Annotated in this window: 26 protein-coding genes; 19 read left to right on the top strand and 7 right to left on the bottom strand. The window is 58.6% G+C overall.

Translation table 11 applies throughout. The features are described from left to right. Positions 1-23: 23 nt before the first annotated feature. Entirely contained in the window at positions 24-2,018 is a 1,995-nt protein-coding gene (locus ACN2TU_RS05740; protein ID WP_435153737.1) for a right-handed parallel beta-helix repeat-containing protein, read from the bottom strand. A 141-nt stretch (positions 2,019-2,159) separates the two neighbouring features. Between ACN2TU_RS05740 and ACN2TU_RS05735 the strand changes: the two genes are divergently transcribed. The 8 genes from ACN2TU_RS05735 (at position 2,160) to ACN2TU_RS05700 (ending at position 8,828) form a co-directional block, all read left to right on the top strand. Then, positions 2,160-3,035: an amidohydrolase family protein gene (locus tag ACN2TU_RS05735; protein ID WP_435153736.1), complete on the top strand. Its 876-nt coding sequence runs from the start codon at positions 2,160-2,162 to the stop codon at positions 3,033-3,035. Between the two features lie 157 nt (positions 3,036-3,192). After that, a complete protein-coding gene (locus ACN2TU_RS05730; protein WP_435153734.1) occupies positions 3,193-3,474 on the top strand; it encodes a helix-turn-helix domain-containing protein in 282 nt (93 codons plus the stop codon). Positions 3,475-3,509: 35 nt separating this feature from the next. Beyond that, positions 3,510-4,661: a GNAT family N-acetyltransferase gene (locus ACN2TU_RS05725; RefSeq protein WP_435153733.1), complete on the top strand. Its 1,152-nt coding sequence runs from the start codon at positions 3,510-3,512 to the stop codon at positions 4,659-4,661. A 66-nt stretch (positions 4,662-4,727) separates the two neighbouring features. Further along, positions 4,728-5,633 carry a TylF/MycF/NovP-related O-methyltransferase gene (locus ACN2TU_RS05720; protein ID WP_435153731.1) on the top strand — a complete coding sequence of 302 codons (906 nt, stop codon included), beginning with the start codon at positions 4,728-4,730 and terminating at the stop codon, positions 5,631-5,633. Between the two features lie 86 nt (positions 5,634-5,719). Then, a complete protein-coding gene (locus ACN2TU_RS05715; protein WP_435153729.1) occupies positions 5,720-5,935 on the top strand; it encodes a DUF4177 domain-containing protein in 216 nt (71 codons plus the stop codon). Beyond that, the gene (locus ACN2TU_RS05710) at positions 5,928-6,971 is read left to right on the top strand and encodes a DUF7972 family membrane protein (RefSeq protein ID WP_435153728.1); all 1,044 of its coding nucleotides are present in this window, start codon (positions 5,928-5,930) and stop codon (positions 6,969-6,971) included. Before ACN2TU_RS05715 ends, ACN2TU_RS05710 begins: the two co-directional genes overlap by 8 nt. Beyond that, positions 6,968-7,390, top strand: coding sequence for a twin-arginine translocation signal domain-containing protein (locus tag ACN2TU_RS05705; protein WP_435153727.1), 423 nt, complete (start codon positions 6,968-6,970; stop codon positions 7,388-7,390). The genes ACN2TU_RS05710 and ACN2TU_RS05705 overlap by 4 nt, the downstream gene beginning before the upstream one ends. 76 nt (positions 7,391-7,466) lie before the next feature. Beyond that, a complete protein-coding gene (locus ACN2TU_RS05700) occupies positions 7,467-8,828 on the top strand; it encodes a dihydrolipoyl dehydrogenase family protein (protein WP_435153726.1) in 1,362 nt (453 codons plus the stop codon). Between the two features lie 31 nt (positions 8,829-8,859). Here the strand turns inward: ACN2TU_RS05700 and ACN2TU_RS05695 are convergent, their stop codons facing one another. Continuing rightward, positions 8,860-9,537, bottom strand: coding sequence for a hypothetical protein (locus ACN2TU_RS05695; protein WP_435153725.1), 678 nt, complete (start codon positions 9,535-9,537; stop codon positions 8,860-8,862). A 77-nt stretch (positions 9,538-9,614) separates the two neighbouring features. Then, a complete protein-coding gene (locus tag ACN2TU_RS05690; RefSeq protein ID WP_435153724.1) occupies positions 9,615-10,313 on the bottom strand; it encodes a hypothetical protein in 699 nt (232 codons plus the stop codon). 108 nt (positions 10,314-10,421) lie between these two features. Between ACN2TU_RS05690 and ACN2TU_RS05685 the strand changes: the two genes are divergently transcribed. The 4 genes from ACN2TU_RS05685 (at position 10,422) to ACN2TU_RS05670 (ending at position 12,935) form a co-directional block, all read left to right on the top strand. Then, complete coding sequence (locus ACN2TU_RS05685; protein WP_435153723.1) at positions 10,422-10,826, top strand: DUF7347 domain-containing protein; 405 nt, start codon at positions 10,422-10,424, stop codon at positions 10,824-10,826. Between the two features lie 399 nt (positions 10,827-11,225). Continuing rightward, positions 11,226-11,540 (top strand): hypothetical protein, encoded by a 315-nt coding sequence (locus ACN2TU_RS05680; RefSeq protein ID WP_435153722.1) that lies wholly within the window; start codon positions 11,226-11,228, stop codon positions 11,538-11,540. Between the two features lie 2 nt (positions 11,541-11,542). Then, on the top strand, positions 11,543-11,887 hold the full coding sequence (locus ACN2TU_RS05675; protein WP_435153720.1) for a helix-turn-helix domain-containing protein: 345 nt from the start codon (positions 11,543-11,545) through the stop codon (positions 11,885-11,887). 154 nt (positions 11,888-12,041) lie between these two features. Continuing rightward, positions 12,042-12,935, top strand: a complete 894-nt coding sequence (locus tag ACN2TU_RS05670; RefSeq protein ID WP_435153718.1) for an alpha/beta fold hydrolase — start codon at positions 12,042-12,044, stop codon at positions 12,933-12,935. Positions 12,936-13,224: 289 nt separating this feature from the next. Here ACN2TU_RS05670 and ACN2TU_RS05665 read toward each other — a convergent pair whose 3' ends face one another. Next, positions 13,225-13,989, bottom strand: a complete 765-nt coding sequence (locus ACN2TU_RS05665; RefSeq protein WP_435153716.1) for an enoyl-CoA hydratase/isomerase family protein — start codon at positions 13,987-13,989, stop codon at positions 13,225-13,227. Positions 13,990-14,041: 52 nt separating this feature from the next. Between ACN2TU_RS05665 and ACN2TU_RS05660 the strand changes: the two genes are divergently transcribed. The 3 genes from ACN2TU_RS05660 (at position 14,042) to fdhF (ending at position 19,430) form a co-directional block, all read left to right on the top strand. Further along, on the top strand, positions 14,042-14,425 hold the full coding sequence (locus ACN2TU_RS05660; protein WP_435153714.1) for a PaaI family thioesterase: 384 nt from the start codon (positions 14,042-14,044) through the stop codon (positions 14,423-14,425). A 164-nt stretch (positions 14,426-14,589) separates the two neighbouring features. Continuing rightward, positions 14,590-16,146 (top strand): NADH-ubiquinone oxidoreductase-F iron-sulfur binding region domain-containing protein, encoded by a 1,557-nt coding sequence (locus ACN2TU_RS05655; RefSeq protein WP_435153712.1) that lies wholly within the window; start codon positions 14,590-14,592, stop codon positions 16,144-16,146. Then, on the top strand, positions 16,143-19,430 hold the full coding sequence (fdhF, locus tag ACN2TU_RS05650; protein ID WP_435153710.1) for a formate dehydrogenase subunit alpha: 3,288 nt from the start codon (positions 16,143-16,145) through the stop codon (positions 19,428-19,430). The genes ACN2TU_RS05655 and fdhF overlap by 4 nt, the downstream gene beginning before the upstream one ends. 10 nt (positions 19,431-19,440) lie before the next feature. On the opposite strand, the gene ACN2TU_RS05645 is transcribed toward fdhF, so the two are convergent. Then, complete coding sequence (locus tag ACN2TU_RS05645; RefSeq protein ID WP_435153709.1) at positions 19,441-21,216, bottom strand: aldehyde ferredoxin oxidoreductase family protein; 1,776 nt, start codon at positions 21,214-21,216, stop codon at positions 19,441-19,443. Positions 21,217-21,295: 79 nt separating this feature from the next. Between ACN2TU_RS05645 and ACN2TU_RS05640 the strand changes: the two genes are divergently transcribed. Then, positions 21,296-21,910, top strand: coding sequence for a molybdenum cofactor guanylyltransferase (locus ACN2TU_RS05640; RefSeq protein ID WP_435153707.1), 615 nt, complete (start codon positions 21,296-21,298; stop codon positions 21,908-21,910). Between the two features lie 128 nt (positions 21,911-22,038). Here ACN2TU_RS05640 and yqeC read toward each other — a convergent pair whose 3' ends face one another. Then, on the bottom strand, positions 22,039-22,770 hold the full coding sequence (gene yqeC / locus ACN2TU_RS05635; protein WP_435153705.1) for a selenium cofactor biosynthesis protein YqeC: 732 nt from the start codon (positions 22,768-22,770) through the stop codon (positions 22,039-22,041). 319 nt (positions 22,771-23,089) lie between these two features. Continuing rightward, positions 23,090-23,731: a helix-turn-helix domain-containing protein gene (locus tag ACN2TU_RS05630; RefSeq protein ID WP_435153704.1), complete on the bottom strand. Its 642-nt coding sequence runs from the start codon at positions 23,729-23,731 to the stop codon at positions 23,090-23,092. Between the two features lie 84 nt (positions 23,732-23,815). On the opposite strand from ACN2TU_RS05630, the gene paaA reads away from it, so the two are divergent. From paaA to paaC, 3 genes are read left to right on the top strand one after another with little or no spacing between them, the layout of a single operon-like run. Next, positions 23,816-24,757: a 1,2-phenylacetyl-CoA epoxidase subunit PaaA gene (gene paaA / locus ACN2TU_RS05625; protein WP_435153702.1), complete on the top strand. Its 942-nt coding sequence runs from the start codon at positions 23,816-23,818 to the stop codon at positions 24,755-24,757. Position 24,758: 1 nt separating this feature from the next. Then, positions 24,759-25,079, top strand: coding sequence for a 1,2-phenylacetyl-CoA epoxidase subunit PaaB (paaB, locus tag ACN2TU_RS05620; RefSeq protein ID WP_435153701.1), 321 nt, complete (start codon positions 24,759-24,761; stop codon positions 25,077-25,079). After that, positions 25,079-25,927 (top strand): 1,2-phenylacetyl-CoA epoxidase subunit PaaC, encoded by an 849-nt coding sequence (gene paaC / locus ACN2TU_RS05615; protein ID WP_435153699.1) that lies wholly within the window; start codon positions 25,079-25,081, stop codon positions 25,925-25,927. The genes paaB and paaC overlap by 1 nt, the downstream gene beginning before the upstream one ends. The last annotated feature ends 6 nt before the right edge of the window (positions 25,928-25,933 follow it).

Below are 25,933 nucleotides of genomic sequence, written 5' to 3'. Positions count from 1 at the left end.
GTCGAAGCGATACGGCGTTTTGATTACTTGATTCCGACGCCGTCCACGTAGAAACGCTCGCCACAGCTCAAATACGCGTCATAGCCGATTCCACCGTCCGACCACGTGGTATCGGTCGCGGAGACGCAAGCGATACGATTTCCACCATTGTCTCGGAGCGTCACCATGTGGTCGCCGTTCGCGCTCCAATCCACGACGAGTTCGTACCACGACCCTTGCGAGAGGCTGTAGCCCGTCGAATCCGAGTCAAGTCTGTGTGCCGTCTCGTTCTCGTACCTGAACAGGATGAGGTCGTTGTTGGCGATATCGACACGAACGAAGTACCGGTCGTCGTGTCCTTGGACGCCGTACGTGAGGTTGCTGTCCGCCGCGCCGCCGTCCCCACGAATCCAGTAGCTGAACGTGTCACCTGCCATTGGGTAAGTCGGGAGTCCCGACGTGCTGATGAGCTCCGTGTTCGTGCCACCGATTTCGAGCGCGTTCGTCCCCCGTTTCGTCGGCGACGAAACGACGCGTGCGCCCGACTTCCCACGGTCGAAGTTGTACTCCGAGAGGACACCGTCCTCGAAGCCATCGACTGTCGTCATCGAGGAGTACGAACACGAGGGAGACGAACACGACCCGCCGGATTTGTTCCGCCGACGAACGACGTTGCTGGAGTTGTCGAGCACGATACGGTCGCCGGTCACGTCGAACGAACACTTCGAAACGCGACTCCCGTCACAGTACTGCAACAGGATGCCGTCGCGGTCAGTTCCGGTCTGTTCGATGCAACAGGATTTGAAGACGGACCCCGGACGACCGTACGCGCGGAGGGCGGCGCTCCCGGGGTATCCCCTTCCGGTGTGGTCTGCGCTTCCGGTCACTCGAACGTTCGTACACGTGACGGGTGCGGGCGTCGTCTCCGGTGGGGTGGCGTACATCGCCGCCGTGTCGTCGGTATCGACCCGGATTCGGGTGTCGCGTATCTCGTGCGTTCCGCTTCCGGCGACGACAATCGCGCCGTCGCTGGCCGTCTCCGCGGTGAAGCTCACGTCGCAGTTCTCGACTGTGGCGTCGGGCGCAAACAGCCAGATGCCACGCATGTTCGTCGGGAACGAGTCGTCAGAGTGTGGAGTGTCTACGGTTACGCAGCAGTCCCGAACCTCGCTTTCTGCGCCGACGAGACGGACGTTTGCGATGTTGTTATTTCGGTACTGTCCGCCGACGACGCGGACGGTTCCGGTACTCTTTTTCGACTGATAGAGACCGTTGTTCGGGAAGCCCGCGAGTTGGCAGTTCCGGAACTCCAACTCGCCGGTCGTGTTCATCTCGACGAACGTGCCGACAGCCCCGCTTCCGTCCGGGGCACCGTCCGGCGCGCGAAGGTTCTCCACCAGGCCACTGCCGGACGGTGTTCGAACGCCGAACAGAAACGGCCCCTGTGACCCGTCGTGACTGCCGCGATGGACAACATCCCGGACGAGGAGTCCATCGGCGACGATAAGTTGCATTCTCGGCGCTTCCGATGCGCCGCCGACATCGTGTCGAAGGCTCTCGTAGCGGAGGTTGTACGAATCCTTTCCGCCGAGCGACAGCCACGCCGCACCGGAGCTCGGTGTAACGTCGTCCGCCGTGTCGAGAACGATTGTCGCACCCGGTTCGACGCCGACCATCCCGAAATCGTGGAGGCCGTTGCCGAAGTCGAACGTGAAGTCAGTGACGCGAAACTCCCCCTGTGGAAACTCCAGCTTGGTGTTGCTCCGGATGTTTTCATCCAGAATATCGTCGATAGGTTCGTCACCTGTGGGATCCATTTCGAGATCGTCGACGACGTTGTACACCGTATCGAACTGGAAATCGTCGGTAGTCACGGATTGGGTCGAATCGTCAGCAGTTCCGTTCTGCGCGCCGGTCGCCGTCGACGCGACACCACCGAATGCCGCACCGGCTATCAGCGACCCGCTCGTCAGTTTCAGATACGACCGTCGGTCGAATGTGGAGGGTTTCGGGTTCCCATGATCGCCAGCACCATTCATAATACCCACCATATACGATTTTATATATAAAATAAATCCATGAATTATTTACTAAAATCAGATTTCACAAATGAAAATTGATTCGAACGACACGAGGCCGGGTCGCCTATCTTTTTAGTGTCGATGAGAGAACGGTCACATATGCCAATCGACATCCTCGAAGACGAGGACGAACCGCGAATCATCGACACCCACGCACACCAACCGACGAAGGAGTTCTTGGAGGATGCGGGCGGACAAATGATGGAGGACGCCGCGAACAAGTTCGGTGCGAAGATGGAGACGGACACCTACGACTCCTTTGTCGAGGAGTACCGCGAGGCGGGAATCGGACGGACGATTCTGCTCGGGTGGGACGCCGAAACCAACACCGGCAACCCGCCGGTTCCGAACGACTACGTCGCCGAAATCCGCGACGAGTATCCGGATTTCTTCATCGGATTCGGGAGCGTTGACCCGCTGAAAGACGACTGTGTCGAAGAGGCAGAACGCGTCGTCAACGACCTCGATCTCTCGGGATTCAAGTTCCAGCAAATCGCACAGGGCTTCGACCCGAGCGACCCCGAACACGAAGAACTGTTTTCGACCATCGAAGACCTCGGCGTTCCGGTGGTCTTCCACGGGGGCAACTCGACGCTCGGCGCTGGTGCACCCGGTGGACGTGGCCTGAAAATCAAGTACGGAAATCCGATGCTCATCGACGACGTGGCCGCGGAGCACCCTGACCTTCAGATACTCCTCGCACATCCCGCCTTCCCGTGGGAACAGGAACAACTCGCCATCTGCCAACAGAAGGGTAACGTCTACATGGACCTCTCGGGGTGGTTGCCGAAATACATCGACGACCAAGTCCTGCACTACGCGAAAACGCTCCTGCAGGATAAAGTGATGTTCGGCACCGACTATCCGATGATTCGCCCCAAGAAGTGGCTGAACCAGTTCGAAGAACTCGACTTCCCCGAGGAAGTCCAGCGAAAAATCCTCTGGGAGAACGCGGAGGAGTTCCTCGGACTGTAGCATCGTGACACTCGTTCGGAGCATCACCGTTCGCACTGTTCCACTTCGTTCCCGTTCGTTGTGGCCGCAAGACGAAACGGAACCGTGAAATAAGCACCGCTATCCCCGATTTTCAGGAGACGTATAACAAGGAACGATTAGCAAGATACGCCGACTGATGATTGGACACGACGCTGGATTCGGCCGAGGTTTTGCTCCCATCGTGGAACTCCCCTCGCCGCGAACGAAGCTGGTGTATCTCTATTTACACGTCGCCAATGGAGCGACAGTTGAGGAGTTACACGAGGCCTTAGGGATTCAGTATCTGGAACTCTACAGCGCCCTTCGTGTCCTACGAGAACGCGACATCGTCCGGAACGAACAGAGCATCTATCGCTGTTGCAGTTCCAGCGACCACGGACTCAGTTCCATCGGCGATGGATTTTCACAGGTGCAGTAGTGTGGGCCAACAGCTCGTTTCTCCCCCACATAACTATGTACGAAACCACGGAATCCAGTGTTCGTGACGCGATGTCCGCACTAAATCGAACTGCCGGAGACGGGTACGCTGTACGATGGTTCGAAGAGAGCGATTTGTCGGGGTTTCTCTCGCTCGACAACGCCGTCTTCCAGCGACATCGGAACGACCGTTGGTTTCGGTGGAAATTCGTGGACAATCCCTACGTTGACCACGTCCCTGTGTTCGTGGTGGAAAAGGACGAGGAAATCGTCGGTGCGCGACCGTTCCTCGCCTTCCGAATGCGGGCCGGGTCGGAGACGGTCCTCGCACTCCAACCCGCCGACACCATGGTTCATCCGGAACACCGTCGCCGAGGGTTATTCACCCGGATGACACAGCATGCAATCGACCACTACAGAAACGGTGACCCGGCGTTCTTTTTCAACTTCCCGAACCAGCGGTCGAGACCTGGCTATCTCAAACTCGGCTGGCAGATCGTTGGCGAGCGGGAGACGTACTATCGAATTCACAACCCGTCGGCGATGTTCGAGAGCGAACAGGGAGTTCGGTCACGCCTCCTTGACCTCACAGCGCCGCTCACGACCGGACTCCAAGGGATGTATCGCTCCCGAGCGTACGGCTCCGGGTCGTACTCGATTATTCGACAGCCAGGCGTCAACGAGTCAATTCTCGCCGAGTTGTACCGTACCAACCCGCCGGATGCGGTTCACGCCCTCCGCGACGAGACGTTCTATCGGTGGCGGTTTGCGAGTCCGGCATGGGAGCAAACCACCTACGTCGCCGCTCGGAACGACGAACCCGTCGTTGGCATCGTCGTCCGAACGCGGACGACATCGAACGGTGTGACCGTGACACAACTCGCGGACATCGTTCCGCTGGTTCGGAGCAATGCGAGAAATCGCGCTCTGTCACGGCTCTTCGAGTGCATCATCGAAGACCACGCCGATTCGGATCTGCTCTCGGTCGCGAAAGGAGCGATTCCGCACGAGTTCCTGATCGCGTTTGGCTTCATCAGCGACACGACGCCACCGCTGTCGTGGGTTTCGAATTTCGACTGTCGTCTCGTCGCACTCCCGCTCAACTGCGACGATTGGTCGGTCGGTGGCAAACGGCTCAGTCAGCGGTCGAACTGGTACGTCGGATTTGCCGAGCGGGACACCGCATAGGGAGTGCATACTCGTTTCTCCAGCAGCCCATAACAAAATCCCGAGCCGATAAGTTCAGGGCGACAGATGGGAGACAACAATCGAAATGTGGTTGCGTCGGTTGCTCGGCTATATCGGTTCGTGTTGCTGGTGGCGAGTATGCCGGTCGTCCTTGCCGAATATTTCCGACCGGAAACGGGCGCGGAGTATGGCGTCGGATTCCTCGATAAGGTCGTCTTGGCCGCGAAGATGGCGCGGAACAACGTAAAAATACAGACGGGTTCGACGTTTCTGGAACACCTCGTCATCGCCACGAAGGTGCTGACGATTCCCCGCGACGAACAGGGGAGTTTGATCGAATGCGGTTGTTACAAAGGTGGTAGCACAGCGAACCTCTCACTCGTTGCCGGACTCTGTAATCGACCGCTAGAGGTGTTCGATTCCTTCGAGGGAATGCCCGAACCGAACGAAAACGACCGAGAACACGTCCTCGTCAAGTCCGAGCAAGTTCACACGTACGACGAGGACGCCTGGGGTGCACCAATAGAGGAGGTACAGGAGAACATCGCCCGATACGGTGACATCACCGTCTGCACGTTCCACAAGGGCTATTTCGACCAGTCGATGCCGGGTTTCGAAGAACCCTGTGTTCTCCTCTTTTTGGACGTGGGACTTCGTGAATCGGCCGAAACCTGTCTCGAACATCTCTGGCCCCTCCTCCAATCGGGCGGCTACTGCTTCACGCACGACGTGAAACACATGGAAATATCCACCCTGTTTTTCGACGCGGACTGGTGGCACGGTACGCTCGACAGGGAACCGCCTGGGCTGGTCGGTGCCGGAAGCGGCTTGGGTCTGCATCCGGAGCACAACGGGTTTGGAAGCCTGCTCGGCTACATCGTAAAAGATCCACAGTCGTCGGTGTTCGAGCTGGTCGCCGAGGACGGAGAAGGGGAGAACTGCGTCGAAGTCGTCCGCAAACAACAGGACTGACCGACACCAGTTCGGCCGGGTCATTCGAACAGAACCCGACGGGTGGCCGCAATCCTCATTCGGTGGCAACCCATTTCAGCCAACACATGGCTCGTGGTACCGATGAGACGTGGGAGTATCGAACGCTGAGGCCGCCGCGCGGAAGCGAGAAAAAGGAAGCAATCGACCCGTCGAACGAACTGAACGAGTACGGAGAAGACGGATGGGAACTCACGGACACCATCGACTACGTCGGCGGCGGGACGAAATTCCTCGTTTTCAAGCGGCCGGCACGGGCGGACGACGGTGGGTCGAATGAGTAACGGCGAAGACTCCACTGGTGACGGCGAAATCAGCACCGCGAACACGATGCGCGAGCGAGCCGGGGAGAGTCGTATCAAACTCTGGATTCTCCTCGGCGCGAACCGACTCGTCGTAACCGGAGCGCTCGCGCTTTTCTTTTTCGTCTCGTTCGTCGTCGCAGGATCCGTCCTCTATCCGCCGCTGAAATCCACGATTGCGTCGAGTGACACCATCGAGACGATGTTTTCCACGATGTTGGGAACGACCATCACCGGCGTCACCTTGGTCGTCACGATTAGCCAGTTGGTCATTTCACAGGAGAATGGCCCGCTCGGAGACCAGCGCCAACGGATGAGTGACGCGATGGATTTCCGTGAGTTCGTTCGGGAGATGGTCGGCCACACGACGCCGTCCGACCCGTCGAAATTCCTCAAGAACATTATCGACGTGACCGAACAGCGGGCGAATGAACTTCACACATCCATCAGCGACGGCGATGAGGACGAGTTGAGCCAACTTCGCGGCGAACTCGACGAGTTCAACGAAAGTCTCACTGGAAACTCGGATACCGTCAAAGAGGAACTCGACGGCGCGAAGTTCGGAAGCTTCGACGTGCTGTTCGCGGCCCTCGATTTCAACTACTCGTGGAAAATTTTCCACGTCGAACGAATGCGGGAGGAGTATGCGGATCATCTGAGCGATGAGCAAAAACGTCTGTTCGAGCGGCTGAAAACGTCGCTGTCGATGTTCGGCCCGGCGCGTGAGCACATCAAGACGCTCTACTTCCAGTGGGCGCTCATCGACCTCTCCCAGTTGATTCTCTACGCGGCGATTCCGTCGCTGTTCGTCGCGGGAGCGATGCTTACCTTCGTCGGAAGCGGGACGTTCACCGGGACAACGTTCGGGCTCACGGACATCCTCTTGGTCGTCGCCGGAGCGTTTACGATTACGCTGGTTCCGTTCCTCCTCCTTGTCTCCTACATTCTTCGTATCGCCACCGTCGCAAAGCGAACGCTGGCCATCGGGCCGCTCATCCTCCGAAACTCACAACGATGACAGGAAACAGGAAAACCAACGAAGAATCATCTCGCCTCTCGCGGCGGACGTTTCTCGGAGCCGCCGGAGCCGGAATCGCCGGACTGAGTGGCTGCCTGACCCTCAGTCCGAAAGTGAGCGTCTCCGGACTCGCCGACTCGGATGTGTTCGAGACGGTTTCGGTCAGGGAACCGTGGGCGAGCGGTCGCGTGGTCGTAAGCATCAAGTTTGCACCAACCGCGACGACGGAACTCGGCGTGAGAGGTGTGACCGTCATCGGTTCCAGCGGAACGGAATTCGATACGGCGGCGGTTCAAAGCGGGCAGTTGAAAAAGTCCGTCTTCTTCCCCGTCGGGAAATCGACGCTCACCGCGGTCGATTTCGACGGCAAGACGGTCGATAGCGTCGATGTGACGGTTCGAGGAACCAAAATTGTCTGAATATTTGTGAGACGAAATTTTTCGAGGGACACGAGATTCTTGCCGATGCCTGCCGTACCGCGGATGGTGAGGGAACATGGGGGACTTCGACATCATCGTCATCGGCGGCGGAACTGGAAACAAGGTCGCGCTCGCCGGTGCGAATCGGGGATTGGACGTTGCGCTCATCGAGCGGGGGCCAATCGGCGGAACGTGTGTGAATCGCGGTTGTAACCCGTCGAAGACGCTGATTCACCGTGCCGATATCGTACAGACGATAGCGCGAGCCGACGAATTCGGTATCGACGCCGCAGTCGCGGAAATCGATTTTCGGAGTATCGTGCGCGAAGTAACGAAAACGGTCGATGGAAAGTCGGAACGAATGGAACGAACCGACCGCAACCACGACAACATCACGCTCATTCGAGAAGAAGCACGGTTCGTGGACGAACGAACCCTCGAAACCGATGACGATGAGCGCGTCACGGGTGAGAAAATCGTCGTCGCGGCTGGTGCGCGACCCGCGGTTCCGCCTATCGATGGATTGGAAACCGTGGAATATCTCACGAGCACGGACGCACTCAGATTGGATTCGCAACCCGAACAGCTCGTCATTATCGGGGGTGGGTATATCGCCGCAGAACTGGGTTACTTCTACGAATCGCTCGGTACGTCCGTAACCATCATCGGTCGAAGCGATGTGCTCCTCTCGAACGAAGATCGCGAGGTCGCGGAGGCATTCACCGAGATAGCACGAAGACGCCACACAGTCCACACCGGCCACGAAGCGACGGGGGTTTCACAGGACGGCGAAGAAATTTCGGTCACGGCGGAGGGGAAGGACGGGGAAATATCGGTCACTGGTGACGCCCTCCTCGTTGCTGCGGGGCGACGACCGAACACTGACCTACTCGACCCGGATGTGGCGGGAATCGACATCGACGACCGAGGGTTCGTCGAGACGAACGAGTATCTGGAGACGACTGCGGAAAACGTCTGGGCGCAGGGTGATATCACCGGAAACTATCAGTTCAAACACGCCGCAGACCATGAAGCGAAGTACGTCGAGAAAAATGCACTCGACGGCGAGCGACGGGCCATCGACTATACGAGCATGGGCCACGCTGTTTTCACTTCGCCGCAGGTGGCAGGGACGGGAAAAACCGAAGAAGAACTCGACGAATCGAATCGAGAGTACGTGGTCGGGAAGTGTGCTTACGAGGAGACGGTGATGGGCAAGGCGTTCAAAGAACGGGATGGATTCGTGAAAGTGCTTGCCGACCCCGACGACGGGGAAATTTTGGGCTGTCACATCATCGGCGCCGACGCCTCCACGCTGATTCACGAAGTCCTGCTCGCGCTGGCAAGCGGGTCGGGAACCATCGGCGACGTAACCGACACGATTCACATTCACCCGGCGCTGAGTAAGGTAATTCTGAAAGCGTTCGAAGGCGTGTGACGGGGTGGCACGTTCGAACGGGCGCGGGAAATCAACTCAGTCGCCGTCGGATGGGTCGCACGATTCGGAGGCGCGATTTCCGTCCGCGGTAGCGACGATACTGATAAACGATACCCGTTCCGACGAGGAAAAGCCAGAAAACGTGGTTCGTTCCAAGCGTCGTCCACACATCAGAGTGAAAGACCGGAAGCCACCCACTCCAGTCTCGCGCGAGTTGCTGCAGTATGCTCGCACCCAAGAGACTCGTCATGACGGTTACAAACGGGAGATAGAACTGCCAGACGAGAACGCTGACGATTCCGCCGACGACGACCGACCCGACGAGAGGGTCAACTGCCCCGGAACCGAACGACGGGAGGAATATCGAGTGTAGGATTTCGGGGTGGCCTAGCATTGAGTACGTGACCATGGACGAGACTGCAAAGCAGAGTGCGACGATAGCGAACCGTTGTGTGGCGCGAGCGACCTGACCACCAATGAGACTCCCGACGATGGCGCCGACCAGCGAAACGAGCAGCAAGTCGGGCGAGGCGACGCCGACCGCGGGTGCGACGAGCATCCGCGCAACGAAACTTCCTATCAGAGCCCCACCGAGTCCGCCGACCAATGACGTGAGTCGCGTCACGAAGGAGTACCCGAAATACGTGAATGCCACACCGAACCCCGTCGCCAGAACGACGAGTGTCGTCGCGAGGAAATCTGTGACCATCGGATTCGAATCATACACAAGTATTCCAGTCCGTTAAATGACTCGGTGCCCTCGAAACGAAACGTGGTCGGTGGTCGCTACGGTTCCGAGGCTTTGCCCGTCGGGTTTTCTTCGAGCCACGTCTCCAACTCATCCTCATAAGCCTCCCACTCGGTGAGCAGTCGGTCGTACTCCTCGCGGGCGGCGTCAGCACCCTCGTAACTGGCGAGCGATTTCAACCGATTTTTCATTCCTTTCAGACACGCCTCGGTTTCGTCGTACCAGTCGTAGCCACACTGGATCATCACGTAGTGGTACATCGCCCAGAAAGCGGCACCGCCGCGATTGTCGTCGGTTCGTTCGGCGACGATCGGAAGTTCCTCGTCGAACCCCTCGAAGTACGAAAGTGCGAAGCGTGCCGCGAGCGGTTTCAGCCGATACTCCCACTCACCACCGATGTTCCCCTTCACGTCCCGCTGTTGTTCGAGCAAGCTCTCGTACCCTTCTTCGGTTTCATCGTATCGACGGAGCCGCCACGATTCGAGCCCGTCGAACCGATTCCAATGCGTTTTCTCGCTTTCGACAAGCGCGTCCCCATCACCTTCCAAAACAACTCGAACGAGACCAATGTCCGGTCCCGAATCGTAGTCGGCGAACTGTCGATACGCCCAGAACCAACCGGCGTCCCAGAACTCGCTTGCTTCGAAGCGAGGCCACGCGTCGGTGAGATACTCCCGAACGAACTGTTCTTCGTCTTCGCACGATTCGAACCGAAATTCGATATCTGCACCTGCCATATCTCGGGTTTCGGGGAGGACTAAAATATCGTTTCCGTGAAACATCTTTCTGTAGAATGTTTTGAATGTTCCAAAAAGTATGTCACGGAGACTGCTGGATGGCTACGCATGTATCCGACGGAATCGACCGGAATGGACGATGAGATCGCTGACGCGGCAGTCGATGCGCTCGGAACGCTCGCAAGTGAACATCGTATCGCAATCCTCCGTGAACTCGCGACGGCGGAAAAGCCACTTGCGTTCTCGGAACTTCGCGAACGGGTCGGAATTCGGGATACCGGTCGTTTCAACTACCACCTCACGAAACTTCGGAGCCGATTCGTCCGGGAAATCGACGAGGGATACGAACTCGGCCACGCTGGCGAACGCGTGGTACTCGCGACTGCGAATTTGGATGCGGAGGGTGCCGCCGCGCTTGCCGAGACACATGACGGCGAGCGAACCGATGAATGTGCAATCTGTGGCGAAGAAAACTGTAATCGAGTGATTCACATCCACCTCTCGGGAGCGTAAGAATTCTCATCGACACTTCGTTCAAATTGGAAATCGGTGGACACATCGTCACCCGACGAAGGTGTGGTGTGACCCCGTCAACTCTGTACAACGTCACAACCTCGGGGGATGGAAGTTTTACATGTCTTTCTTTCAGTGTCATTTGCGATGACTCAGCTTTAGAGATAGAGCTTGTCTACTTAGAGCTATCTGCTGTGGCCGATCCCATTCGGATGCGACGCGGGAGGTATGTCGATCTGCCGAGACGGAAATAGTGATCTACCGTGAAAAGATGATGATCCGTCGCACAGAAATTGACCGCCGCATAGCAATAGAGCCATTGCACTGGTCATCAGGCATTCGAATTTGGATTGAACTTAGTATCGTATGATTAACTGTCGAGTAAAGCCGACTGTGAGTATGCGCTATCTTACGGTTCACCTCATGCCGAGGGACGGTGGTGTCTTCCACCCCTTGGGCAGCGAACTCAGGGAAGAATCGTTGATACACCGCGAAGCCATTCACCACGCGGAACACCTTGACGACGGCACCGTCGTGCTTCTAGCCGAGGCGAGCGGCAACCGCAAACGGTACGAGGAAATAATGACCGCCTCATCGTACGTTGATGACTTCCTAGTTGCCGGTGAAGAGCGGTGGGTGGCGGTGAGCCGATTCGAACCGACAAACGCCATATTCGAGCCCTGGAGTACCAGCACGATGCCGGCGTCATCGTAGATATGCCCATCCGATTCACCGCTGACGGGTCGATGCGGATTACCTACTTAGGGAGCGATGCCGGGTTCCGGCGGCTGTTCGAGGCGGCGAACGAGATGAGGGACGTGCCGCTCCAGTTCGAGGTCGTCGAGACCGGCGACTACGAACCAGAGAGGACGTCGCTGGTAAGCTCGCTGACGACGCGCCAGCGGAAGGTGATAGAGATAGCTGTCGAGACTGGTTACTACAGCTCACCCCGAAAAGCGAGCCTCGAGGATGTCGCCGACGTCGTCGGTATCACCCCATCAACCGCCAGCGAACACCTGCGAAAGATCGAATCTCACGTTTTCTCGACCCTCTTCGGGTAGGGAGTGATTCAATCGAATTATGGGGTTAAAAATAGCCCCACGACTACGGCAGTCATCATATTTTGCTACGTAGTGTCTTCTCACTTACTCTAGGTTAGAATTCAATGTCTGTGGCACAAATACCGAATCCGATCGTAATTCCAAGCCAATACTGATGATTGACACAAAAGCACACCCGAATACTGACGCATCGTTACTTGCTGATCACCGTGTCGAATCTACCTATCGCGACGTAAATGGCGTTCAATTACATGTCGTGGCCGCGGGCGAACCCGACGCCCCACTGGTCGTCCTACTGCACGGGCATCCCGATTTCTGGTACGGCTGGCGCGACCAGATCATTTCGCTCGTTGAAGCCGGCTTCCGTGTGGTCGTACCGGACCAGCGGGGCTCCAATCTGAGTGAGGCTCCCGACGGAATCGATGCCTATCGGCAATCAGAACTATCAGCCGACGTTTGCGAATTAATTCACAGCGAGGGCCGGGAATCAGCCCACGTAGTTGGGCACGACTTCGGTGGGTTCGTCGCCTGGAACGTAGCACTCCGTGAGCCATCGATCATCGATCATCTCGCGATCTTAAACGTCCCACATCCAACGGTATATCGAAACGTCCTACGATCTAGTCCCCAACAGATTGTCCGGAGCTGGTACGTTTGGTTCTATCAGTTACCGAAGCTACCCGAATGGATGTTGAGTCGGAACGATATGGACAATATGGTTGCTTCTCTTGAAATCACTTCAAATACTGGAACGTTCGACGAAGAAACCATCCATCGCTACCAGGCGGCCTGGCGGCACACCGGTGTTGGTTCGAGAATAAACTGGCATCGTGGGTTCCGTCGTTCGGAACGCCCGCCACGGGACACGGTTACCCAGCCGACGCTGATTTGTTGGGGAGAAGATGACATAGCACTCGTCCCCTCGATGGCCAAAAAGAGCGTCGACTACTGTGAAAATGGACAGCTACGGATGTTTCCTGATACATCTCAATGGGTACATCATGAGCGTGAGGAAGTAACTGAAGCGCTGCTCCGTCACCTCTCTTGACATCCTCCCGGCGCTAAAGCGCGAGAATTCCCACGAGTTGGGAGATTACGGTTTGCGGTTCACGGCTTGTTCTCGTGGGGCGAAACGGCCCTCAACACGGTTAAACAGATAACATCTGGTGACTCACTGATCCTCCGGAACTCTGCACAATGTCAGACTGAGGAATTTTATTGAGCGAGAGACAGTGTACGAGTTCGGCATCGGCAGTATCGGAGCGCGAAGATGAAAAACAACCGTCGGAGAACGCGGTGAAGTTCGGTTTTTCGAACTGAAGCAGTCCGGCGTATTATTACTCGAATTCCGGCTTTCTGCCTTCCAGAAACGCCGAGACACCCTCTTTGTGGGCGGGCATATCGTAAGCTTGTGATTGAATCATCGTCTCGTAATCCAGCGCCTCGCGCCAATCCTTGCCGAGATTCTCTTGAAGGGCTTGTTTACCGAGCGCGATGGTGTGAGTCGGCTGCTTCGCCAGCGTCTCGGTCAGTTCATCCACTCGTACGCCGAGTTGTTCGTCGGGAACGACTTCGTTCACCACGTCCAGTTCGGCGGCTTCGTCTGCCGAAATCAACTCGCCGGTGAACGCGAGTTCCTTGGCTTTCCGCAGGCCGACGAGTCGCGGGAGGAGGAAGGTACCTCCCATATCCGGGATGAGACCGACGTTGATGAACGAGGCCGCGAATCGGGCTGATTCACCAGCGTAGGCGAAATCCGCCGCCGTGACCAGCGCCATCCCCGCACCGACCGCATCGCCGTTGACTTTTGCCACGACCGGCACGGGCGCGGAGAGAACCTCGTGGACGACCCGCGAGAGGGTATCGCGAACTCGTTCGTAGGCTTCTCTGACGTTCTCCTCGCGTTCCGCCATCGACTGAATGTCGCCGCCCGCACTGAACGCCTTGCCTTCCCCCGTCAACACGACGGCATCGATAGATTTGGGGTCGCTCTCTGTCAAAATTTCGGCGAGTTCGCCCGCAGCTTCCGGAGTGAACGCGTTTCGTACGTCGGGTCGGTCAAACGTCACCGTTCGGATTCCGTCGTCGTCAGAGACGTGCATACGGGAAGGTCACTGCATGCACATTTAATTACTCCGCACGTACAGTCGAGGTATGGACATCGAAGCGTTCTTCGAGGGGATGCCCTTCGCCGACCTAATCGGCGTCGAAGTGACCGAAGCCGAAGACGGGCACGCCGAGGGGAAAATCGAGATGCGCAAGGAACTGTCGTGGAATCAAGACCAACTCATGGCTCACGGCGGCGTCACGTTCACCCTCGCGGACACCGTCGGCGGCGCGGCGCTCGTTTCACTCAACGACCAGCCAGTCCCCACTATCGACATGCGAATCGACTATCTCAGTGCTGGGACGGGCGATCTCTACGCGGAAGCCGACGTGGTACGAAATGGAAGCGATGTCGGAACCGTCGATGTGAGCGTCTTCGACGAGAACAACGAACATATCGCGGACGCTCGTGGCGTCTACAAAACCGGGTGAAAAACCGTGAAACGCCAGTTGCTCTTTGTTCTCATGGTGGCACTGCTGGCGTTCGTGTTCGTCAAGCGAAAGCGGCAAACGACGGATCTCGAACCGCCGTTTTGAGCGACTGTCAGGGATTTGGTCATAACCTTTTATCGCTCAGCTGTGCCAGTTCCTAGCAGATGGAATCTTCCGAGGAAGCCGTCGATGACGGCCCCGTTCTTCGCGTCTCTGGTGGAGTTGGATGGGAGAGCGCGAACGTCGTACTCGACAGCGCGCGTGACGAAGCCGATACGACATCGGTCGTGGATGTCGGGCCGACTGGAATCGCTGCACTCGCGCCATTCGTTTCCGTGACGGCGGACGAAACGACCGTCTTTCATGCGAACTGCACGCCGGAACGAGTCCGCACCCTCGTGACGGAACTCGAATCCGGAACCGTTTCCGAAGACGGCGCATACGCGGTCGTCTCGCACGACTCAGACCAAGGCGTGTTACCGGTGCCGAATTCCGGGCCGCTTTCCGTCGGTCGCAGAAACGTTCTGGCACGCTGTGGCTGGACTGACCCGGGCCGGGTTTCGGACGACGAACGCTTCGTCGCCGAGGGTGCCCGAAACGACCCCGAGGAGGTCGTTTCGGAAGTCGAGACCACCGGATTGCTCGGGCGGGGGCGAGGCGATGCTCGGATGGACGAACCGATTGCACCGGAATGGAACGTCGCCCGCGAAACTGAGGGCGACCCCATGATCGTCGTCAATGCGGGCGAAACCGACGAGCGGAACGAGACGGATCGGCTCCTGTTGGAAGGCGACCCGATTTCGGTGCTCGACGGCGCGACAGCAGTCGCGCACGTCGTCGGAGCGGAAGACGTTGTTGTCTACTGTCCGGAACCGGCAGCGGAGACCCGGCAACGCATCCGGGAGGCGGTTCGCGCATTTCGGGAAACGAACGTCGCCGACTCGGTGACAATACAGATCTTCGCGTCGCCAAGCCAGTACATCGCGTCCGAACCGACGATGGCGCTCGAAGCGTTGGAAGGCAACGACCGACTGGAAGCGCGACTCAGGCCACCGACACCGGCCCGGCACGGACTGTATGGACGACCGACCGTCGTCCACACACCCAGAACGTTTGCACAGGTTCGCCGATTGCTATCGTCCCCGGCGGAGTTCGACGCGGAAGACGCCGACCCGGGAACCCGACTCGTCACCGTCACTGGCGATGTGGCTCACCCCGCGACGGTCGAACTGCCGACCGGCGGGTCGTTGGCCACCGTTCAGGACGCCGTTTCGAGAGACGGGGAGTTCAAAATGGCCTGCGTCGGCGGGCAGTTCGGTGGTCTCACCCGTACACTCGACCATTCGTCGAGTGCGCCCGCCCTCTCCGGCGCACGCCTCGGAACCGATGGCGTGGTCGAACTGTTGAACCAGTCTCGGTGTGCGGTCGCAACCGCAGGGACGCGAGCACGGTTCGCGGAGGAGGAAAACTGCGGGCGGTGTGTGCCCTGTCGGGAAGGGTCGAAGCAGTTGACGACGATGCTACGTGACGTGTATTCTGGCGAGTTCGCGGACGACGCGCTCCGCGAACTCGCCCGGACGATGCGTGAGACGAGCATCTGTTATTTCGGGCGGTCCGCATCCCGCCCCGTAACGACCGCGATGAACGAGTTCGAACCGGAGTTTCACGCACACGCCGAGGGTCGTTGCCCGAGCGGTGCGTGTGAGGAGGTGAAATCATGAGTTCAGACGAGCAATCAGGAATCGAAGACACAGCCCCAGCATCGCCACAACCCGGCGTCCCGGAAATCGACGACCCGCGACCGAGCACGCCCCTGACCGAGGATTTCGTCACCGGGACGGCAAACGACCCCGAAGTTGGAGCGGATGGTGACGGAATGCAACACGTCACGGTCGATGGCCATCCCATTGCCGTCCCGCCGGGAACGACCCTCATCGACGCCATCGAGGCGGTGGAAACGGACGAATACGTCCCGGCGCTCTGTTACTACGACCGTGATACCGAACAGGGCGAAAACATCGGCCCGCGGTCGGAGTGTCGAACCTGCATGGTCGAAACCGACGAGCACGGACTGGTTCCGGCCTGTAGCTTCCCCGCCGAGGACGGGTTATCGGTACGAACCGACGCCGAAGCAGCGACGGAAGCACGGGACGTCAACCTCGATTTGGTGCTCTCCAACCACAATCTGCGGTGTACGACCTGCGGACAGAACGGTCGCTGTGAACTGCAAGACGCATCCATCGACAACGACGTGGAGGAGCCGCGATACGGCGTGCTGGAAGACCGCGACGAGTACGAACCGATAGACGACACCTCCTCGGCCATCCAAATCGACCGGAACAAATGCATCCTCTGTAATCGCTGTGTGGAAGCCTGTAACGACGTACAGGTGGAGGGTGTCCTCCGAATCGAGGGGCAGGGTGCCGACACCCGAATCGGTTTCCAAAGTGACGCCGAAACGATGCGCGAATCGACCTGCGTCTCCTGTGGCCACTGCGCAACTGTGTGCCCGACCGGGTCGCTGGTCGAACAGGGATTGACCGAGTCCGCGACGATGCCGATACCGGGGTTCACACAGAAGAACTCCATCGGGAAGGCCATCGAGAGCGAACACGCCGAAACTGCGGACACCTCCGATGCGCCGAACCGGAACGTCCCCGGCGAGCGCGAAATCGAGGAGAAGTCCGGTGTCGCCCGGTTCATGGAGAAGGCACGGGCGAAGGCCCGAGACACCACCCGACGTGTGAAGAACGAGGCGTTAGCCGAGTTCGAACACGTCACGGAGGCGACTGCCGCCAGCACGATGAACGTCGGCCAGATGTTCGACATCGCGGGCGTCGTGAGCAAAGGGCGTCTCTCTCGAATCACGAAAGCCGAAACCACCTGTAACTACTGCGCCGTCGGGTGTCGGTTCGAACTGTACGGGAAGGACGGCGAAGTGCTCGGGGTTCGACCCGCAGACGAGGACGCCACGCCAGCCAACGACTTCTCGACCTGCGTAAAAGGGAAATTCGGCTACGAATTCGTGGACAGCCCGAATCGGCTGAAAACGCCGCTCATCCGTGAGGGAGGCGAGTTCCGCGAGGCGACGTGGGAGGAGGCACTGAACAAGATACACGAGGAACTTTCCCGAATCCGTGAGGAGAACGGCGATGACGCGATTGCAGTCACTTCCTCGTCGAAATGCACGAACGAGGAGAACTACCTCGCCCAAAAATTCGCCCGGCAGGTGCTTCACACGAAACATGTCGATAACTGCGCTCGACTCTGTCACTCCTCGACGGTAGTCGGATTGCAACAGACCGTCGGCTACGGCGCGATGACGAACCGAATCAACGAGGACATCGGAAAGACCGACTGCTACCTCATCACCGGGTCGAACACGACCGAGAGCCATCCCGTGCTCGCAACGCGAATCAAACAGAACGTCCGCGACGGCGCAGACCTGTTCGTGTTCGACCCGCGGAAAATCGGACTCGCCGGGCACGCCACCCAGTACACGCGGACGAAACCCGGCGAGGATATCGCGTGGCTGAACGGGATGATTCGCCACATCATCGAAAACGACCTCCAGGACGAGGAATTCATCGAGGAGCGAACGAAGCATTTCGACCAACTGGTTGAGAAAGTCGAACCGTTCACGCCCGAGAAGGTCGAGGAACTCACGGGAGTCCCGGAAGACGAGTTAACACATGCGGCGGAGACGATTGCGAAGGCCGACACCTGCATCTTCGGGTGGGCAATGGGAATGACCCAGCACGCCCACGGAACCAGAAACGTCCTCGCAATCGCCAATCTCGCGCTCGTAACCGGCAACCTCGGCAAGCCGCGAGCAGGGCTGTCACCCTTCCGCGGTCAGAACAACGTGCAGGGCGGAGGCGGCGACATGGGCCCGGCACCGCACACATTGCCGGGATACCAAGACCTGACCGATGACGCAATTTTGGACAAATTCGAGGAGTCGTGGGGCGTTCGCCCACCGGACGAAACCGGCCTCCGACTGCCCGAGCAGTACGACGCCATGGAAGAGGGTCACATCAAGGGTATGTTCATCATGGGCGAGAATCCCGTCCTCTCGGAACCCGACATTCGCGGGGCGGAGAAAGCCATCGAAAAGCTGGATTTCCTCGCCGTACAGGACATCTTTCTCACGGAAACCGCGGAGTTCGCCGACGTGGTGCTCCCCGCCGCCTCCGCTGCGGAAAAGCAGGGAACGTTCACGAACACGGAACGCCGCATCCAGCGCGTTCGACCCGCCGTTTCACCACCCGGAGAAGCAAAGTCCGACCTGGAAATCCTATCCGACCTCGCCAACGAGTTCGGTTTCGATTGGGATTACGACGGGCCAGCGGACGTGATGGACGAAATCAACGACCTCGTGCCGATTTACGGCGGCGTGACGTACGACCGTCTCGAATCAAAACCGGATGGTCTCCAGTGGCCGTGCGAGGACGAATCCGACCCCGGAACACCCTACCTCTACGACGAGGTGTTCAACTTCGATGACGGCAAAGCCCGGTTCGTCCCCGCGGATTACGCCGGGCCAGTGGAACTTCCGGACGAGGAGTACCCACTGATGCTCACATCCGGTCGAGTTCTCTACCACTGGCACACCGGAACCATGACCCGCCGGGTGAACGTGCTGATGGATCACGTCCCCGAGAGTTTCGTCACGGTTCACCCGGAGATGGCCGACCAACTCGGCGTGAAAGACGGCGAATACGTCCGCGTTACCTCCCGTCGCGGCGATATCGTGACCAAGGCGAACGTCGAGGAAACGTCCGACCCCGGTGTCGTCTTCATCCCGATGCACTTCGCACACGGTGCGATCAACGAACTCACCCAGCACGAACTCGACCCGACATCATACATCCCCGAGTACAAGGTGACGAGCGTCCGAATCCAACCGCTCGGCCCGGATCCTGATGAGGAGCCACTGCCGGTCGAACCGCCCACTGGCGAGGTGGAGGGTCGTCCGGACGAACAAACAACGAGCGACGACTGAGGACTGGCGGCTACTTTTTGCGAATCGTTGTTTCGTCCCCGACCGGTGTTTCGGAGTCGACCACGTCATCCAGTCCGAGTCTGGAGAGCAGTAACTCGGTCGGACGACCCTTGTCGTCCCATTCGCGGGTTTCGTAGTACACCGACAGCAGTCGGGCGAACGACTCGTTTTCGAGTCGTTCGCCGTCGTGCAATCCGCCACGAACCGGCTGCTGGAGGGCCGGTGGAATCACGTCATCCTCGCGCGAAAACCCTTCTCGAACGTTGAACAACCGCGTCAGCGTCCACACTCGCTCGCCGATTCGAAGCAGCTCGTCGCGGGAACGCTCGAATCCGACCTCCCGTAACCACTCCTCGCCGCCGTCTTTCCACAACGCCTCACCTGCGAAATCGTCCACCACGAGACACCAGAGAAACGACCGAAGGTTCTGCTCCGCGACGACCGCCTTTGCGCGGCGGTCATCGCTCCATTCTTCGGTAGCGAACACCTCGTCGAGCACCGGACGCGCCCGGCGATGGCACGCACCGCGGTCGCTGGTCGTGTAGGCAAGCGCCATCGACGGCGAACTCCGAGGGTCGTAGGTCGGCAAATCCATTCCTTTCACGGTCGGGATGAGTTCTTTGCCACCGTAGCGGGCCGCCGTCGCGTCGATTCCCTCCGCGAGAACGTTACCCAGCGGCGACGAGCGGCGGGCGATTTCCTCCAATAAGGTGCGTGCGGATTCGTCGTCGCCGAATTCGATGTCCCGTTCAAGCAATCCTTCTTCGACGGCGCGAATCGTCCACGCAACTGCGTTCCCCGCGCTGATGAGGTCAAGGCCAAGTTTATCGCAAACCGAACCGAGGACGGCAACTGCATCGAAATCGTCGATGCCAAGACCAGCACCGAGCGAAATGCTGGTTGCGCCGCGCGGAACCGTTTCGCCTTCGTCGCTATCGACTCTGAAACCACCTGAAACGTCGTCTTCCGGCCGCTCGCGGCCAACTGCCGACTCTCGAATCGAATCGATTCCAAGATCGTTTGCACCCTCAAACGAACTTTCCTGCCACCCCCTCGTCGGAAGGACGCCGACTTCGTTCGCGAAATCTATCGTTTCGACCGTCTCGCTGGCCGCCTGCCATCGCCCGATATCGGTCGAACGATAGCGAGCGTCGTCTCCTTCGTCCGCCGTGTTTTCGCTCGATTCACCACCATCGGCGACGACCGCTTTGAGTCCCTTCGAACCCATCACCGCACCTGCGCCGCCGCGAGCAGCGTGGTGGTCACCCCCGTCGGAGGCGATGGTTGCGTATCGAACGAGACGTTCGCCAGCAGGGCCGATGCAAGCGGCCGCCCGGTCGAGTTCGTCACACGTTTTCGGAACCGTCGCGCCCCACAGTTTCTCCGCGGATTCTATCGTCATCTCCCCATTCGCAATTCGAATCGTGACGGGGTCGGAAGAAGCACCCGTGACCAAAATCCCGAGATGGTTGGAGAGCGCTCGCGCAAGCGAGTCGGGGAACGAACCACCGGTGTACGAATCGAGGAACGTTCCGGTCAGTGGCGATTTGGTGACAACGGCGTACCGCGATTCGCCGGGTGTTTTCCCGGTCAGCGGGCCGAGCATGAACAACAGCGCGTTTTCGGGAGCCAGCGGGTCGGTTCCGGGGTCGAGTTCGTCGTAGAGATATCGTGCAGCGAGACCTTTACCCCCGATAAATCGCCGCAGCCACGACTTGGGTATTCGTTCGCTCACGATTTCCCGGGTCGTAAGGTCGATACGGAGCAGTCTGTCGGCGAGAGCCATCCACCTAGAATCGATGGAATGAACGACAAAAACACTCGCGGCCACAGGCACTTATCGACACGCTCCGTAGGGTCGAACGATGCCAGCAGGAGTCATTCTCGCGGGCGGGCGTTCGACACGGTTCGGAGACCGGGACAAAGCAGTCGCCACCCTCGCCGGCGTTCCGATGCTCCGCCGCGTCGCCGACCGAATCGGCGGCGTCATCGACGAACTCGTCGTCAACTGCCGGGAGAGTCAACGCGATGGTATCGCAGAGGCAGTCCAAGACTACTCTCACCCGGCGAAATTCGCCATCGACCCCAACCCCGACCAAGGACCGATGGCGGGGATCAGGAACGGACTTGCAACCTGTGATGCCGAATACGCGTTCGTGGTCGCCTGCGACATGCCCTTCGTCAGCCCCGAACTCGTGAGTTACCTTTTCGATAGGGCCGACGGTCACGAAGCCGCGGTGCCACAGCTAGAAGACAACTGGTTTCAGACAACTCACGCAGTATATCGGTCGAATCTGATGGTCGAAGCCTGCGACACTGCGCTCCAAGAAAACAAGCGGAAAATTATCGAGGCGCTGTTCGAACTCGACTACGTGGTGGTCGAAGCGGATGATTTGCGTGAACACGGTTCACTCGAATCGTTCGAGAACATCAACACCCGTGAAGAGTTCGAGATCGCTGCCGAACGATTTCGACCCTGAATTTTATCACCGAAACCGGGGCCATCGGCTCTATGCACTGACTATCGCCGTGAAGCGACCCGCGGGAGCACGGCACACCGCTTCACGTTCAGCCATGCGATCCGTCGTCCGTGTCGTCTGTTCGCCACTTATTCGACCACGGCTACGACTGGCTTCTGCGCCGTCATCTGCGTGAGCACGACACGGGGAACGTCCGCCTCCGCCAGAACCATCTCTGCAATCTCTCGACCAGTTTCTTCTCGCTGGTCGTCGTCCACCATGTTCACGACGGGAATCGCGGTCACATCGTCGGGAACGTCCTTTAGTCCGCCGCGCTCGCTCGCCAGCACACCAGCGACGTCAGACGCGTGGATCAGTTCACCCACCTGTCGGTCGGTTATCTCCGCCACACGTTCCGGACGGTGGACGAACTCCTCGGTCAGGGGTTTTCCGACCACGCGGGCACTCGCAATCGGAACCACGACGTTCGCGTTCGCTGGGAGCTGTGGTTCACGCTCGTTCGGAGCCTTCAACAGTCGAGTGCGAGCACCGTCCGCTTTCACGAAAATCGAGTTCGCATTGGTGTTGGAGTCCGCTACCGACGCTACCGTTTCCGGTTCGTATCCGCGGTAGCGGTCGGGTCGTTCCCGTTCCGGGACGAGACCGAGCGGCCACTCCTCGGCAGATTCGAGCGCGTCCGCGGGAGCACCAGTGACGACTACGTCCGCAACGTGGTCGTCGAAAATCGGGATTCGCACTGTCGCAGTCACGACTGCTCGGTCGATGCGCGACGCCAGTGCGTACAGCGTCGATTTCTTGCCACCCGCCCCGACGACACAGAGTAGGCTTGATTCGGCAGCGAGTGCCGCCACGAGATTCATACTGTCGAATAGCGTGCGTGAGCTATTTTGCCCTACTGGTTGTCGAAATCGAATCGGGGTCGTCCAGTGCGAGCAGCGGAATCAACACGAGAAGGAAAATCCAAGCACGTATCCGACCAGTGACAATCCATCCGGAAGATGTCGTGTCTGTGCGACAGCCAAATAGCCGAGAACGAGAAGAGTTATCTCGGGATATGGAGGGATGTCTGTAGAGACCACAGTAAAAAATCCGAAGATGCCAATCCTCAATAATCTTCCGCTGGACTATTAATTTCATTTTTCTTGTTCGGATAGTCCATGCGTGGACAGAGACAATGAATTAGTCGAACAACTGTGAGAACAGCGACCGCTCGGCACGATGGATTCGCTCCAAAAATGCGGACTTACTGATACCGAGTTCTTCGGCAACCTCACTCGCTGTCGTCTCACGCGGAACACCGAAGTACCCCATCTCCGAGGCGGTTCGCAGTGCGCGTTCCTGTGTCGGTGTCACATCCCACTGTTGGGCAACGACGTTCTCGTCTTCGGAACCGAGTTGATGGACGCGCTTCAGCTGCATTCCGACCGTTTCGCCTGCTGCTTCGAGCACACCTTGTAACACGTCGTGGCCTACGACTGCACCCGTGAACGTCGCGCTTCCGTCGCGGTAGCGAAGTGATTCGGCCATGAAGCCACCATTGGTCAGTTCGTGGACGACACAGGGATGTTTCGAGAGGCATCTGAAGTTTTGCCTCCCATCAGTCGTCGAAACGTGAAGATACCGAATTCGGTCGTCTGCATCGAGAAATTCGGTGATGCCATCGCTCTCTTCAGGAGTACTAAATCGCAAAAGTGCGTAGCCATCGTCGCGATGTTGCGGGGGTTGGCAGTCGATTTGGACGCCTGTCGTCTTCGACGCCTCTGCGAGGGGGCAATCATCCCCAGTGACTGCAAATTCGACGACGAGACACTCGTCTATCATTGCGGAGTCGTATGATTCCAGAGTATTTAAACCCAGTCTATGAACGGGTGAAATGGTATGGGTCGGGGCATATAAGATATGAACATGGACTTGGATACCGTCAAAGAGCGGGCGGGCCCCCGGCAGTTCAGTCCGAAGGACGACATGCCGGAGGAGTACCGCAAAGCCGCGACCCGTATGATTCAGTTCCACGCGAACTCCGAAATCATGGGCGCGTACCTCGAACGACCGTTCATCCGGCAGGCACCGAGCCTCGATAGAAAACTGGCGTGCAGTGCGAAGGTACAGGACGAAATCGGCCACGGACAGTTGCTCTACCGCGCCGCGGAATCGCTCGGCATCAAAACCCGCGAGCAGATGCTCGACGAGTTGGCGAACGGCGAGGGCAAGTTCCTCAACTGTTTCCACTACAAGATGGAAAAATGGTGGGAAACGCCGATGATCGCGTTCTTCGTTGACGGTGCCGCGATGCGCCGACAGGCGACTCTGAAGCGCACGAGTTGGGAACCCTACGCCCACGCGATGGACAAGGTGTGCTTCGAGGAAGGGTTCCACGTCAAGCACGGCGAGGACATCATGCGCGAACTCTCGATGGGGTCAAAAAAGGAGCAGGAACTCATGCAGGACGCCTTCGAGGAATGGTGGCCGCGCATCATCCAGTTCTTCGGGCCGACCAATGACAAGAGCACCCACCACGACTTCTCCGCCGACGTCGGGTTGAAGACGATGTCGAACGACGACCTTCGAAACGCCTTCCTCAACGCCTACATCCCGAAGGCGAAGAAGTACGGGCTGGAGATTCCAGAAGAACCTCGTATCGAGTACGACGAGGAGACGAACACCTACAAAGTCCGTGAGGACGACCTGGATTGGGACGAGTTCTTCCAGATCGCCAAGAACAGCTACGAACCCGGCGTCGGTCAGATAAACGGCCGCAAAAACGCACAGGACGCAGTCGAGTGGGTTCGTGACGTGCTGGACGACTGGGAAACGGGAAGTTCGAACACGCCGGTGGCGGCTGATTAAGATGATTTGGGAAGTATTCCGACAGGACGAAGCAGGCAAGTACCACACCCACTGCGGAAACGTCCATGCGCCGGACCGCGACATGGCGCTCATGTTCGCTCAGATTCAGCACGGGCGGCGCAAGCCGACGAACAGCATCTGGGTCGTCCCGAAGGACGAAATCGCAGAAGTCGATGCCGACGAAACCTCGTTCGGCGGCACGACGGACAAATCCTACCGGTGGGTGATGGCGTACAACCGTATCGACTCCAGTTTCGCCGAAGAAATCGAAGATTCCGAGGCCGAACAGGAGAAAGCCGACCGCCAGCGAGGTGAGGCATAATGTCCGCGCAACTCGCCGGGCCGGACGAACTGAGCGACGACGAACAGGCCGCTGTCGAATCCCTGCTCTACCGCCTCGCGGACGACGAACTCGTCCTCGCGGAGCGATACACCGAGTGGCAGGTTCGCGCGCCGACGCTCGAATCCGACCTCGCCATCTCGAACATCGCGCAGGACGAACTCGGGCACGCTCGCCTCTGGTACGACCTGCTACAGGACTTCGGCTACACGGAATCCGAACTCATCTTCGAGCGCGACCCGAGCGACTTCCGGCATTCGACACTCGTGGAGTTGCCGTTCGAATCGGGTGACTGGGCCGACGCCATCGTTCGTGGATATCTCTACGACGTGGCCGAGAAACTGCGCCTCGAAGCCCTCGAAGACACGTCCTACCCCCGAATTGCGGACAGAGTCGCAAAAATCCTCAGTGAAGAGAATTACCACCTCGAACACGCCCAGAACTGGCTCGAACGGTTGGCGAGCGACGACGCGGGAACGGTGCGCGTGCAGTCGGCGGTTGACCGACTGTTCCCGTACGCACTAACGCTCTTCGAGGATGGCGACGCGAGTTCGGAAATCGACGACCTCGGCATCCGAACCGAATCGCTTCCGTCGATGCGCGAACAGTGGCTCGACACCGTCGTCCCGTTCCTCGCATCGCTAGGCGTCGAAGTGCCGAAAGAGGTTCAGGACGGCAATCCGGACGAACTGCTCCCCGAACATCTCGGACGGGATGGGAGCCACACGGACGACTGGGAAGTCCTGCACGACGACATGACGCGGTCGTACCGAGAACTCGGTCGAAGCGAAGCGCACCGCATCATGCCCGACCCCGACGATGAGCAGTGAGGGGTC

It is taken from the genome of Haladaptatus marinus, from assembly GCF_051194195.1.
This window is presented reverse-complemented; position numbering and strand designations above follow the sequence as displayed.